15 protein-coding genes and 1 pseudogene are annotated in these 11,744 nt (G+C 57.8%); 11 read left to right on the top strand and 5 right to left on the bottom strand.

The window, feature by feature from the left end:
- The 5 genes and pseudogenes from B3V69_RS11105 to B3V69_RS11085 form a co-directional block, all read left to right on the top strand.
- Positions 1–279: pseudogene (locus B3V69_RS11105) on the top strand (RNB domain-containing ribonuclease); the annotation flags it as partial.
- Positions 280–359: 80 nt separating this feature from the next.
- Complete coding sequence (locus tag B3V69_RS11100; RefSeq protein ID WP_296446530.1) at positions 360–1,118, top strand: VOC family protein; 759 nt, start codon at positions 360–362, stop codon at positions 1,116–1,118.
- Positions 1,119–1,305: 187 nt separating this feature from the next.
- Positions 1,306–2,655 carry a cytochrome C gene (locus B3V69_RS11095; RefSeq protein ID WP_296446529.1) on the top strand — a complete coding sequence of 450 codons (1,350 nt, stop codon included), beginning with the start codon at positions 1,306–1,308 and terminating at the stop codon, positions 2,653–2,655.
- 73 nt (positions 2,656–2,728) lie between these two features.
- The gene (locus tag B3V69_RS11090) at positions 2,729–3,373 is read left to right on the top strand and encodes a c-type cytochrome (protein WP_296446528.1); all 645 of its coding nucleotides are present in this window, start codon (positions 2,729–2,731) and stop codon (positions 3,371–3,373) included.
- Between the two features lie 198 nt (positions 3,374–3,571).
- On the top strand, positions 3,572–3,985 hold the full coding sequence (locus B3V69_RS11085) for a PilZ domain-containing protein (protein WP_296446526.1): 414 nt from the start codon (positions 3,572–3,574) through the stop codon (positions 3,983–3,985).
- On the opposite strand, the gene B3V69_RS11080 is transcribed toward B3V69_RS11085, so the two are convergent.
- The 4 genes from B3V69_RS11080 to B3V69_RS11065 all read right to left on the bottom strand — a co-directional run bounded on the left by B3V69_RS11080 (position 3,982) and on the right by B3V69_RS11065 (position 5,964).
- Positions 3,982–4,260, bottom strand: coding sequence for a hypothetical protein (locus B3V69_RS11080; RefSeq protein ID WP_296446525.1), 279 nt, complete (start codon positions 4,258–4,260; stop codon positions 3,982–3,984). The genes B3V69_RS11085 and B3V69_RS11080 overlap by 4 nt on opposite strands.
- 125 nt (positions 4,261–4,385) lie before the next feature.
- Positions 4,386–5,009, bottom strand: a complete 624-nt coding sequence (locus B3V69_RS11075) for a hypothetical protein (RefSeq protein WP_296446523.1) — start codon at positions 5,007–5,009, stop codon at positions 4,386–4,388.
- 102 nt (positions 5,010–5,111) lie between these two features.
- Entirely contained in the window at positions 5,112–5,744 is a 633-nt protein-coding gene (locus B3V69_RS11070; RefSeq protein ID WP_296446521.1) for a sulfurtransferase, read from the bottom strand.
- Between the two features lie 49 nt (positions 5,745–5,793).
- Complete coding sequence (locus B3V69_RS11065) at positions 5,794–5,964, bottom strand: hypothetical protein (RefSeq protein ID WP_296446519.1); 171 nt, start codon at positions 5,962–5,964, stop codon at positions 5,794–5,796.
- A gap of 265 nt (positions 5,965–6,229) precedes the next feature.
- Here B3V69_RS11065 and B3V69_RS20795 point away from each other — a divergent pair, with 265 nt between their 5' ends.
- From B3V69_RS20795 to B3V69_RS11035, 6 genes are all read left to right on the top strand, one after another.
- Positions 6,230–6,559: a hypothetical protein gene (locus B3V69_RS20795; protein ID WP_414707512.1), complete on the top strand. Its 330-nt coding sequence runs from the start codon at positions 6,230–6,232 to the stop codon at positions 6,557–6,559.
- Between the two features lie 66 nt (positions 6,560–6,625).
- Positions 6,626–7,054, top strand: coding sequence for an HI0074 family nucleotidyltransferase substrate-binding subunit (locus B3V69_RS11055; protein WP_296446515.1), 429 nt, complete (start codon positions 6,626–6,628; stop codon positions 7,052–7,054).
- 7 nt (positions 7,055–7,061) lie between these two features.
- Positions 7,062–7,391 (top strand): nucleotidyltransferase family protein, encoded by a 330-nt coding sequence (locus B3V69_RS11050; protein ID WP_296446514.1) that lies wholly within the window; start codon positions 7,062–7,064, stop codon positions 7,389–7,391.
- The gene (locus B3V69_RS11045; RefSeq protein WP_296446512.1) at positions 7,388–8,179 is read left to right on the top strand and encodes a hypothetical protein; all 792 of its coding nucleotides are present in this window, start codon (positions 7,388–7,390) and stop codon (positions 8,177–8,179) included. The genes B3V69_RS11050 and B3V69_RS11045 overlap by 4 nt, the downstream gene beginning before the upstream one ends.
- A 252-nt stretch (positions 8,180–8,431) precedes the next feature.
- Complete coding sequence (locus tag B3V69_RS11040; protein WP_296446510.1) at positions 8,432–8,605, top strand: hypothetical protein; 174 nt, start codon at positions 8,432–8,434, stop codon at positions 8,603–8,605.
- Positions 8,598–9,500: a PDDEXK nuclease domain-containing protein gene (locus tag B3V69_RS11035; RefSeq protein WP_296446508.1), complete on the top strand. Its 903-nt coding sequence runs from the start codon at positions 8,598–8,600 to the stop codon at positions 9,498–9,500. The genes B3V69_RS11040 and B3V69_RS11035 overlap by 8 nt, the downstream gene beginning before the upstream one ends.
- A gap of 209 nt (positions 9,501–9,709) precedes the next feature.
- On the opposite strand, the gene B3V69_RS11030 is transcribed toward B3V69_RS11035, so the two are convergent.
- Positions 9,710–11,677, bottom strand: coding sequence for an AAA family ATPase (locus B3V69_RS11030; protein ID WP_296446506.1), 1,968 nt, complete (start codon positions 11,675–11,677; stop codon positions 9,710–9,712).
- Positions 11,678–11,744: the final 67 nt, after the last annotated feature.

The following is an 11,744-nucleotide window of genomic DNA, read 5'->3' as shown; positions in this document are numbered from 1 at the left end:
CTGCACTGCACCCGGCAGGAAGATGCCGCCCAGAAGGTGGAGCGGCAGATGCGCAAGTCCGAGGCAGCACTCCTGCTTGAATCGCGTGTCGGCCAGCGTTTTGACGCCATCGTGACCGGCAGTAACACCGACGGCGTCTGGGTCCGCGTGCTGACCCCGCCCGCCGAGGGCAAGCTGGTGGGCGGCGCGACCAGCCTCAAGATCGGCGATAGCGTCCACGTCAAGCTCGTGGCGACCAACGTGGAACGCGGCTTTATTGACTTCGTGACGGCGGATTGATCGGGTAGCGCGCGCCCTGCGCGATGGTGAGATTGACATCTGGAAAACCGCCGCTATTCTCATAAAAAGGAGAAGCTGCCATGAGTTACTTGCCTGGAAAATTTGTCTGGTTCGAACACGTCTCCAATGACGTTAACAAGGCGTGTGACTTTTATGCCGCGCTGTGCGGCTGGAGCGTTCAACCCATGCCGATGGGCGCGCAACCCTACGACGTGATCATGAACGGCGGCAGCGGCATTGGCGGTTTTCGTAACGCCGAGCCTGGCATGCCCAGCCACTGGATCACGTATTTGTCGGTGCCTGACGTTGACAAAAATTTTGCCGCGGCCACCGCAGCGGGCGCCAAGGGTCTGATGCCACCCACCAACTTTGGCGACGTGGGTCGCGCGGCCGCCGTGGCTGACCCCACCGGCGCTGCCGTGTGCCTGTGGAAAGGCGCGCAAGGCGACCCGGCGGACGTGGAGAAGACCCCGCTGGGTGGCTGGTTCTGGAACGAATTGTTCACCCCCGACGCCAAAGCGGCGGTCGCTTTTTACGAGAAGGCCTTTGGCTTCAGTCATGACGCCATGGACATGGGGCCGCAAGGCACTTACTACGTACTCAAGGACGTTGCTGGCAAGATGCGCGCCGGTGTCATGCAGCAGCCTCCCGGCATGGTGGTGACAGCTCACTGGCTGCCTTATGTGCATGTGGCGGACTGCGACGCCTCGGTCGCCAAAGCCCGGCAGTTGGGCGCCAAAGAGATCATCGTGGCGCCCACCGATATTCCCGATATCGGGCGCTTCGCCGTCATTCTTGACCCGGTGGGCGCGGTGATCGCGGTGATCAAGGGGCATTGATACATTTGCGAATGCTGGGGGAATCCGTTCGCTACACGGATGCGAACGGGCTGTGACTGAAACAAGCTGCAGGAGGGCTTCCAATGCTGCAGTTCAGTTCAATTGATGTACATCAATTGGCATCACCGGTTCGTGCGCTAAATTCAAAGCGTAGGCAACATTCCAAAATTCCAGAAAGGCACCCGCCATGTCATTATTAGCAAAACGATTTCAACGTCGGCTGTTAGGGCTTGCGAAACTTGCCATGGGTTTGGTGGCGATGTTCACAATTTTTCTGCCCCAGGAGGCGCAGGCCGTTCCGGCGTTTGCGCGCCAGACTGGCCAGAACTGCGTGGCCTGCCATGCGGGTGGCCAGTTTCCTGAGCTCACGCCGTATGGCCGGATGTTCAAGATGACGGGCTACACCATCGGTGAGCGCACCATTCCTCTGTCCGTGATGGGTGTTGCCAGCTATGCGAACGTCGCCGATACGAGCAAGAGCGCCAATCCGGCCACGGATTTCTACAAAAACAAGACCCCTATCTTCGCAACCGGCAGTCTGTTTTTTGCCGGAAAAATCACCGACAACATAGGCGGCTTTGCCCAGATTACCTATGACAACTATGCCAGCGATAACGGTGACGGGTCGTTCTCTGGCCATTCGAACGCCGACAACATCGATCTCCGTTACGCCAATCGCGTCGTTGATGGCAAAAAGGAATGGGTCTATGGTGTGAGTCTGAATAACAACCCGTCGATCTCCGATCCGTGGAACACCGCCGCGGCCTGGATGCAGTATGTGCCGGTCCCCTCACCCAGCAGCCACCAGTTTATCGACGGCAATGCCCCCTACCCGGGCTTCGGTTCGGGCGGCAACATCGCCGGCATCACGGCCTACACGTACTGGAACAAAACCATCTATGCAGAGGCGGGCGCCTACCGAACCGCCGACAATGCTTTTCGACTCATGAGTACCGGCATCGACGATTCGGCTATCACGAGATTGAGCGGCACCAACCCCTACTGGCGCTTGGCCTACACCCGTGAATGGGGTCCGCATAACCTGATGATCGGCACCTCGGGGATGGTGGCCCATGTTTACGACGGTGGCACTGACCCGTCAGACCCCGCCAACCTGGGGCAGTTCCGAAATACCGGCATTGATGCCCAATACCAGTACCTGCTGGATCCGCACACCGTCACGGCGCAGCTGGCTTATATGCAGCAGGAGCAGACGTATTCGGACAACGCGGGCGGCGCTTCAGGACTGACCGATACGAACAATGTGTTGCGCGCCAAGGTGTCCTATGTTTATCAGGCCAAATACGGCGGTAGTTTGGCCTACTTCAATCTGACCGGCACCACCAACATCCAGAGCGACCCCGCCACTCGCGGCATCACTTACGAAGCGTTCTGGACTCCCAAACAAAATATCCGGATCGGTGCCCAGTACACCGCCTATGGAAAATTCCAGGGCGCCACCGACAACTATGACGGCGCTGGCCGCAATGCCAGCGACAACAACTCGCTGTTCCTCTATGCATGGTTTGCGTATTGACCGGCTCTTGGGCTTTTCGCTCACGAAACCAGAACTCGCACCTCAAATCGCTTCAGCCTATTGGAGATTCAGCATGAAATTCAGTCATATTTTCCTGGCCATGACTTTGGGTCTGGTCGGCGCCGGTTGCTCAAATATTGAACATTCTCGCGACCTGGCCAACCCCAAAGTTTCCGGAACAACACTCGCGCAGCAGGTCTGCTCGCTGTGCCACGGCATCGATGGCCGGGCGACCAATCCGAACTTTCCCAACCTTGCCGCACAGCAGTCCACCTACTTCATGGCCCAGATGAAAGAGTTCCGAGGCCACAACCGCCTCGATCCAGCTGGTTTTGAATACATGTGGGGACTGAGCCGGAGTTTGACTGACGACCAGATCAAGGGCCTGGCCGACTACTTTTCCGCCCAGGCACCGGCTTCGCCGGGTCGGACCAACGATCCAGACCTGTTCGCGCGGGGTCGGGTCATCTTCGAGAAAGGGGTGCCGGAAAAAAACATCCCGCCCTGCAGCGTTTGCCACGGCCCCCAGGCACAGGGCAACGAACAATTCCCCCGCCTAGCCCATCAACACGCGGACTACCTCGTCAAGCAGCTCAAGGTCTTTCAGAGAACGGATGAGCGACCCGAGGGCAGCATCATGAAGACCATTGCCCACGATCTGACCCCCAGGAACATGGCGGACGTGGCCGGCTATCTTCAGGAGTTCCCGGCACAGTAGGCCCCGACTGCGGTTGGCCGCATGCGCGTGAGCATTTTCAGCCACTGGCCCCCGTGCTGTATGCGCAAGCAGCTATCTATTTGATAGCTGTCAAATAACAACCCGAGTTCGGTGTTGCGCTTTGCGGCAAAGCCCCGTAACCTTGCCACTGACGCAACGCGGTGCCCGTTGACGCGCCACCTGTTTCGGGAGCCCATTATGAAGACAACACTGATCAAAGGCCTTCGTCATTTCTCACGCATACCGTTTGATGCCGAGGTGCTGTTGCACCTGCATGACAGGACCCTGAACGTGCATCTGATCGACATCGCGCTCAAGGGCGCCCTGGTGCAGACCGACACGCCCCAGGCCTTGGTAGCGCAAGAAAAATGCCGCCTGGTGCTGCCGCTGACGGAAGGCGGTGAGCGGGTCGTGATGGCGGGCAAAATTGTTCATCTCGAAGACCAACGGGTTGGCATCGAGTGCCAGGACATCGACGTCGCCAGCCTGACCCAGTTGCGCCGACTCATAGAGCTCAACACGGGAGACGTCGAGCTCATGAACCGGGAGCTCTCGCTTTTGTTTGCCAGCCGCCGATCGGTGCTTCAAGACGGAAGCGAGTCGCCGCGTTAAAAACTGCAGGTCGACGCGGTCGTTATGCCGTCAAGCTCGGCCCGCAGATAGACCGCGCAACTGCGCAGCGGGTCGCAGTCTGAATTCAAGGCAAATTGAAAGCAGGCGTTGGCGTAACCAGCGTCGCTTTTAAGTAGTGCCGGGTCGACGTGGCGGCCCAGGCCTGCCATCAGCCACTTGAAGGCCACTTCTCTGAGCATCTCGTTGCGCTGGTAATTGATCGGGTCGCCGCGCTGATCTTGGTCGCCGTCCGTGTGGTAAGCCTGCGTGTTCATTTTCGACCTCATCGATTGACGTTGATCGGGACGTCAACGCGTGAGGTGAAATATAAGAAGATCCCAGCGAGTCAAAGCCCCGAGTTGGCCGGGTAAAACCCGTTCTATTGGGCTCTTGTGGCGTGTCAGGAGGTTTGCCCGTTATAGATCGCTTTGTAGCCAGACGGCACTTCCACGGGATAAAAAACGCCCGCCAGTGACAGCACGATGAGCAGCGAAATCACGAAGCCGACCACCGCGGGCAGCGCTATCGCCAGAATACGAGCGGGCCTGGAACGGGTTTGCAACTGCCAATACAGGGCGCAACCCAAATGCGTGAAGACCGCCAGCACCGCAAGAAAGTAGTAAGGCGCCACAAAGAACTGGAACGGCGGCACATAAAAGCCGGACGCGCCAAAGTAAAAATTGGTGTCCACGGGCACCACAAATCGCGCCAAGAAAATCTCCCGGACATGATTCAGAAAGAAGAACAAGAGGTAAGCGCCGGAACCGGCTTGCAGCCACTGGATAAACCCTTCCCGTTGTTTCCAGCCGCGAATAACGAAAGCCAGGCCGCTACAAATTTGGAACGCAATAGCCGACAGCAGCAAGGCCTCCACGGCGGGCAGGCGATAGACCGACCGGGCAGCACTCATGAACGCCATGTGTGCCTCGATGCCGGCCAGGCCAACCAGGTGATTGGCGATGTGAACGCAGGCGTAGCTTGCAACAATCAATGCCGACAAACCATGAAGATGGCGCAATCTCATAAAACCCCAAAAGCAAAGTGGGCATCAGCCTAACACAGGCCCTGGGGGCTGTTGACTGAAATTGCCTGTTCCATGTCAAGGCGAGGAATCTTTGCGCCAAGTTCATCGACCGCCAGCCGGGGTGCCCGCGCCGGTGCTGGAGCGGCTCAACGCCGAGACCATCCAGGCGTAGAAGAAAGCCAGCGATGCGCGCCAGCCCGTGCCGCAATAAAACGCGGTTTGCAGACCGGGGTGGATGCCCTCGTGTCGCCAGAACTGGCGGATCTCATCGGTTGGCCGCAGGCTGCCATCCGGCCGATGAAATGCGCTCATGTCATTCACGTCAGCGCCATGGCCGACCCGGCCCCAACGGGCGCCGGGAATGTCACCCCTCGCTTTGATGTAGCTGTAGCCAGAGGTCTTGCCGGTGAATTCATCCCAGGTCCGGATACTGGCCAGCGCCCCATCGGACTGCGCTAAAAGCGCTTTCGCCTGGCGCCTGTTGATCAGGTAGTGCGGACAGCCCGGAAAGGTCGCACCAAAGCTTGTGGCGGGCGGGTAGCGCTGCGGCGCGCCCGCCGCACACGGCAGACCGGCGCGCAACCAGGCGTGGAAGCCACCATCGAGCAAACGCACGTCTTTGACACCGGCATACAACATCAGATGGGCGGCCCGCGCCGCGGCCGTCATATTGCCAGCGTGGGAAGTCGTCGCGAAATACGGGCACAGCGCTGACGTTTTTTTGTGGTGGCTCAAAATTGAGGCGATGCCAAGACTATGGCGAGGGGCCGATTTTAGACGCCCGTCACCAGTGCGCCAGGGCAGCCGGCAACTGCCGCTTCACATCCGCATGCGCAAAGCTGGCGTCGATGGAGGTGCGCGCCACGGCCCGCATATCCTCACATCCAGCCACCCCGCATTTGCCGTGCTCGCTCAGCGCTTGCAACAGATAAGCAAGGCGCAGGGTTGGTCGCATGAGCCAGGCGGCGGTGTGCAAGGTGAGTGCATCCCTCGTGCCGCTATGCCCCGGCCGCGGCCGTCAACAGGACAGTATCAACCGTGAAGCTGCCGTCGTCTTCAAGCGCAAAGTGATCGGCCACCTCGCTCCCCGCGCGCCGCTGCAAGGAACGGATGGCCAGAACATGGGATTCCGGCGTTTTCATCCACTCGATCCATGAGGCGAATTCCAGACGCAGGCGGAATTTTGTCGCCACGCCGACGATGAACCCCGCCGCCGCAACCTGCTGCACTTCGTCTTCCTCTCGCCCACCGCAAAAGTCTTGATCGCCGATTGGCCCGAACGTGCCCGCCGCTTGGTGGCCGAATTTCGCGCCGATTACAGCCGCCGTCCGCGTGATGCCGAGATGCAGGCGCTGATCGATGAGCTGTCGGAAAAGAGCCCGTTGTTCCCCCAGCTGTGGCGGGAACAAGCGGTGTTGCACCGCGAGGGCGGCGAGCGTGAATTCAATCACCCGGTGGATGGGCCGCAGCGATTTCTGCAAACTGCTTTGCTGGTGGCGTCACGGCAGGAATGCAAGCTGGTCTGTCTGGCGCCGCTGATATTGGATTAACCGTTGGCTTTGGAATTGCAATCGGCTGTTGCACAATTCAATCCAACTTCTCCAGAAAGCCCCGCCATGAGCCTCGATTACACCCCTTTGGGCAACGCCATTGCGCAGCTTGAAAAAAGCCTGTCTTATGCCCACTCGCCAGCCGCCCTGGCAGACCCCGGCCTGCGTGAGCAACTGCGCAACTCCGTGATCCAGTGCTTTGAGTTCACTTATGAACTCAGCTGGAAAATGCTCAAGCGCTATCTGGAGGAAACTGAGGCCAACCCCGCTGACATCGACATCGGCACCTTTCAAAACCTGATCCGGCTGGGTAATGAGCGTGCCTTGCTGCGTTCCGACTGGCGCCAATGGAAAACCTATCGCCAAGCCCGCACCGACAGCAGCCACACCTACGATGCCGCCAAAGCCGAAGCGGTGTTTGCGGTTGCGCCGGACTTTCTGGCAGAAGCCCAAGCCCTGTTGCATGAGCTTACCCGGCGCAGCGCCCAGACGTGAGTGCGTTATGACGACGCCTACGCCAAGCAGTGAGCCTCCCATCGAGATAAGCCCCCGAGACTGGGCAGATGTGCTGCGCATCCTGCGTGAGCAGGTCCCTGGTCTGGAGGTGTGGGCTTTTGGCTCGCGCGCCAGGCGAGCGGCCAAACCCTACTCGGATCTGGACCTGGCACTCATCACCCGCCAGCCCCTGACATTTGAGCAACTGGCCGCCATCACAGACGCATTCGCCACTTCGGACCTGCCGATTCGGGTGGATGTGGTGGACTGGGCGTCCACCAGCGACGCCTTTCGCAAGATCATTGAGCGGGACAGGGTGGTGGTGCAGACAGAATGAATACATTTTCAAACTGGCGCTCGGTGCGCATGTGGGAGTCGAGGGTGACGCGCGATTTGCGCCAGCGGCGCGTGCTTTGGCTGCACGGACTGTGCATTGGCTTGATCACCTTGGCCGTCACTTGGGGCGTGTCTGCGCTGCAAATGCACCTGGGCGGCGAATCGCTGGCGCTGCGTTACCTGGTTTCCCTGGGCGTGGGCTACCTCAGCTACCTGTTGACGGTACGCCTGTGGGCTGAGGCCCTGATCCGGCGCAGCCATGCCGAGGTGCCCGATATGTCGGGTCTTGATCTGCCCGGTACGCAGGGCGGTTGGGAAATGCCCAGCCTGCCGACCCTGCATAGCGGTGGCGGCGGGGACTTTGGCGGCGGCGGTGCGTCGGGAGACTTTTCAGACGCCGCAGCTGACGTGGCAGACGGCATGGGCGAGCTAGCGGGCGGCGCTATCGAGGCGGCTGCCGGTAGCGACGAGGCGGCCATCGTGGTGGTGCCGGTGGTGGCCGTGTTCTTGATCGGGTGCGCGGTCTTTTTAGGGGCGGGCGCGCTGGTGCTGCTGTATTTTGGCTGGGATGTATTGCTGGCGGTTGCGGTGGAGCTGGCGTTCTCCTACGCCACGGCCCGCACCGCCGTGCGCGTCACACGCGAAGGCTGGGCGTCGGCAGCCGTGCGTCTGACCTGGAAACCCCTGGCCGGCGCCGTGCTCTGCGCGGTGGTGCTTGGTGCGACGATTGACTACTTCATTCCTACGGCGCAGTCCTTGCCGCAGGCGTTGAAGGCCTTGAGGCATTAGGTTTGAAGGGTTTCTGAAATTTAAATGGCTTAGGCCTCTAGCCCATATGGAATATGCGCAACCAGCTATATATTTTGTAGCAAATTTGATGCCGGCAGCCCCAACGCCCCTGCCACGCAGACTGTGGCCATGCTGAGCCTGGGCACGCACTACCGTCGCGCCGATCAATGCCTGGCGAGCGAACTTTGACACTGGCAACGGCTGAGGTACATTGACCCTAGCGCCCCATCGCAGACAAGAAAATATCACCGTATGAACAAGCCAAAAACAAAAACGCTCGCGCGGACCGACGCCATCGCACTGGGTCCCTTACTGGGCCAACTGCGTGACCTGATCATGCAGGCGCGCACGCAAGCGTTGCGTGCCGTGGACACCATTCAGGTTCAAACCTGCTGGCAAATTGGTCGTTACATCGTGGATGTTTGAGCAGCAAGGCCAGTCCCGCGCAACGTATGGTGCACGCCTGTTGCCGCAACTGGCAGAGCGCTTGACACAAGAGTTTGGGCGGGGTTTTGATGCCCGCAACTTGCGCCACATGCGGACGTTCTACCAGGCGTTCCCAATTTGGAACGCAGTGCGTACCGAATTGAGCTGGACGCACTATCGCACGCTGCTGCGCTTGGACAACGAGACAGCCCGGCAATGGTATGTAAACGAGGCCGTCAGCCAAAACTGGAGTTCCCGTGCGCTGGAGCGGCAGATCAACACGTTGTATTACGAACGCTTGTTGGCCAGCCAGGACAAGGCCGCTGTGGCGGCCGAAGCCAACACTCTGTTGGCGCCCCTGAACCAGACGCCGCGCGAATTTGTCCGCGACCCGGTGTTACTGGAGTTTCTGGGCTTGCCCGGCACCGGGCGCCTGCTGGAGGCTGATCTGGAGCAGGGTTTGATGGACAAGCTGCAGGCGTTTTTGTTGGAGCTGGGCAAAGGCTTTGCGTTTGTGGCGCGCCAGCAGCGCATCAGCACCGAGAGCAAAGACTTCTATATCGACCTGGTGTTTTACAACTACCTGCTCAAGTGCTTTGTGTTGTTCGACCTGAAAACGGGTGAGCTGACCCATCAGGATATTGGGCAAATGGACATGTACGTGCGCATGCACGACGATCTGAAACGTGGGCCGGACGACAACCCCACCGTCGGCATTATTTTGTGTTCGCAAAAAGATGCCTCGGTCGTGCGCTACTCGGTCTTGAACGGCAGCGAGCAACTGTTTGCCAGCCGCTACAGGCTGGTGCTGCCCTCTGAGGAAGAGTTGCGCCGCGAGCTGGATCGGGAACGGGCTAGCTTGATGGGGCAGGGCGAGGCGGATCGCCCGGCGTAACTTGGCGACTGAAAACTCAGCCAATCGCCAGCCGTGCTGCCCGAAGCGCGGGTGGCGTGAGGATGTGAGTGTTTTTTGCCTCTAGTCCTTACTCCATAAGCGTGTTTAGCTATTGAATTAGTAGTGAAGTCAGGGCGATTCGTTAAACCCCATTTACTTTTTCAGGGGGGAGAATGCGTGCAAACAAGTCCGCCCCCTTGTTTTTCGGGTTAAGTTACACCGTTTGCTCGTAACCACAAAGATGCATTTGCTATTAATTGCGTATTGCGTGCGTAGGTGCGACCAATCTCATTCTTTGGTGCGTGTTTTTGGCGAAGAAATGCCTCAACCTCATCGGACATCCTGTCGCGTAGCTTCGTCATCGCGGCAATCTGAGTGGCGTGGGAAATACGCGTCAAACAGGTCTTAGAGATAAGGTGAGCAGTCAGCCGCCCCTTGTATCGCTGGTCGCTGGATGTTTGAGAAACGTACAGTTTTGACGTTCTGTCCGTTTGCGTAATGCTGAACAGTTTGCACAGTTCCGGTTCGTCCAGCAGTAGGAAGCCATAGTCGTGTGCTCGCTCACCAACAGGAATTCCATAATCTTCGACAACAAGTAAATAGCCATCCGCGCACATCAATTGTGAAAGTGTCCCGGTTGGACTTAGTAGGGCCAACCAATTTGCCGGATCAATCTCGTGGAGCACATTGCACATTACAACGACATCGACCGCACTTTCCCCAATCTGGGCTTCAAGAAGATGAAGATCCTTGAACCACCGTTGCAGCGGGTCGTCTGGATAAGTTGCAAGTATCTCTCGTTCACAATCCGGCTTGTTGTCCGCGTCTATGTCGTACGCGTAGTAGTCAAGCCACTCCTTGGCTCCTGAAGCGTCTTCTCTCAGCGTCGCAAGTAGCCGCCCCTTGCCTGCACCGAAATCAAGGACACGCACTTTCTGTCCTTCCGCTTTCCTTGTGATGGAGATTCGATGAAGAATTTCGGTGATCTGGTTCGTCTGCGGGTCCTTGATGTCGGCCCCTACAACCCCTGGCGCATCAAGGCATTCGGTTAAGAAACGAATCGTGGCGTACTGTGCTGGTAGAAGCGTTAAATCATGAAGATGTTTGGCACCCTCCGGTCCGCCCATCAAACTTTCCAATACGTTTTCTGGCGAACGACCTGAACGTTTGACTCGCCCCTCACTTACATACCAAAGACAATCGCTATCGCTTGCCATCAACTGGGCAATCAAAGGAACTGAATGGGTTGCAATCCACAGTTGGCTACTGGAAAGCAGTGCTTGCAGCGCAGTAACGACTTGCGCCAACACCGCAGGGTGAAGGTGGTTCTCAGGTTCATCCATGACGACAATGCAATTTGACAGGGTGGTTCTCTTTGCATGAAGCAAACAGCCGAACTGAAAGAGAATCTGTTGACCGGGCGACAGCACCTCTGAATATGCTTCCATATCCCCAATTGCTAGCCGTCCATCGTGCAGCTGGAGACTTACGCTTGGACCAAGGAGTGAGCTCAACACGGACAATAGTTCATCACGTGAGTGTTCCTCGTCGGTCAATGGTCCGGCACCGGATGTCAGGCGCGAGTATCCTGTTTCCTGTGCTTGTCTCAGGATGCTGCGAGCATAAGCTGGCGCGTTCATTTCAGCGCTGTCAGCACTGTGAACCAAACGGTCGGCGCGGGTGGCCGCTTCCGATTCGGTCGTGTGAAATGGGTCAACTAATTTAGGTTGTCTCGGGACGAAATGAACAATATTTGGTACGGTCGATCCGTCCACATCCATGCATTTGTTGGATCGCAATTGCTGAAGATACCCATTCAATGAATTTTTTGTGTTTGCCAAGGCGACATTTGTCTCGTGCAACCGATCCGTTGTCTTCGTATCAGAGTCAGTTTGTTGTTTGATCGTGGCGATCAGACTCTCAAAATTTGAGACACGTTCGCGATATTGACGGATCTGGCGCTCCAACTCATCAACCACCCCAGTAGCCAACTTCTTTGATAAAAGCTTTGACAGAAGTCGAAGTAAGCGCGATTTACCTGCCCCGTTTGGCCCGGCGAGCAAGACAGTCGGACCAATCGCTCGCATTGAAAGTGGTTTATCAAGCGGTAACTCGGAAAAACCAACGCCCATTTCGTCAAAAGTAACTTGGTCAAGCTGGATTGCAGTAATTGTCATATTGGGCGCAGCATATTCGGGTTGGGGAATGTCAAACAGTAAAAGTGAGTGTACGCATAAGTTTTAG

The sequence above is a fragment of the Rhodoferax sp. UBA5149 genome, from assembly GCF_002413825.1.
Classification (GTDB): domain Bacteria; phylum Pseudomonadota; class Gammaproteobacteria; order Burkholderiales; family Burkholderiaceae_C; genus Rhodoferax.
This window is presented reverse-complemented; position numbering and strand designations above follow the sequence as displayed.

Bases quoted from the DNA above. Each gene is read 5' to 3' on its own strand.
- B3V69_RS11050 (WP_296446514.1), top strand. From the start codon at position 7,062: ATGACGACGCCTACGCCAAGCAGTGAGCCTCCCATCGAGATAAGCCCC.
- B3V69_RS11090 (WP_296446528.1), top strand. From the start codon at position 2,729: ATGAAATTCAGTCATATTTTCCTGGCCATGACTTTGGGTCTGGTCGGC.
- B3V69_RS11095 (WP_296446529.1), top strand. From the start codon at position 1,306: ATGTCATTATTAGCAAAACGATTTCAACGTCGGCTGTTAGGGCTTGCG.
- B3V69_RS11045 (WP_296446512.1), top strand. From the start codon at position 7,388: ATGAATACATTTTCAAACTGGCGCTCGGTGCGCATGTGGGAGTCGAGG.
- B3V69_RS11055 (WP_296446515.1), top strand. From the start codon at position 6,626: ATGAGCCTCGATTACACCCCTTTGGGCAACGCCATTGCGCAGCTTGAA.
- B3V69_RS11040 (WP_296446510.1), top strand. From the start codon at position 8,432: ATGAACAAGCCAAAAACAAAAACGCTCGCGCGGACCGACGCCATCGCA.
- B3V69_RS11075 (WP_296446523.1), bottom strand. From the start codon at position 5,009: ATGAGATTGCGCCATCTTCATGGTTTGTCGGCATTGATTGTTGCAAGC.
- B3V69_RS11080 (WP_296446525.1), bottom strand. From the start codon at position 4,260: ATGAACACGCAGGCTTACCACACGGACGGCGACCAAGATCAGCGCGGC.
- B3V69_RS11065 (WP_296446519.1), bottom strand. From the start codon at position 5,964: ATGCGACCAACCCTGCGCCTTGCTTATCTGTTGCAAGCGCTGAGCGAG.
- B3V69_RS11085 (WP_296446526.1), top strand. From the start codon at position 3,572: ATGAAGACAACACTGATCAAAGGCCTTCGTCATTTCTCACGCATACCG.
- B3V69_RS11030 (WP_296446506.1), bottom strand. From the start codon at position 11,677: ATGACAATTACTGCAATCCAGCTTGACCAAGTTACTTTTGACGAAATG.
- B3V69_RS11035 (WP_296446508.1), top strand. From the start codon at position 8,598: ATGTTTGAGCAGCAAGGCCAGTCCCGCGCAACGTATGGTGCACGCCTG.
- B3V69_RS11100 (WP_296446530.1), top strand. From the start codon at position 360: ATGAGTTACTTGCCTGGAAAATTTGTCTGGTTCGAACACGTCTCCAAT.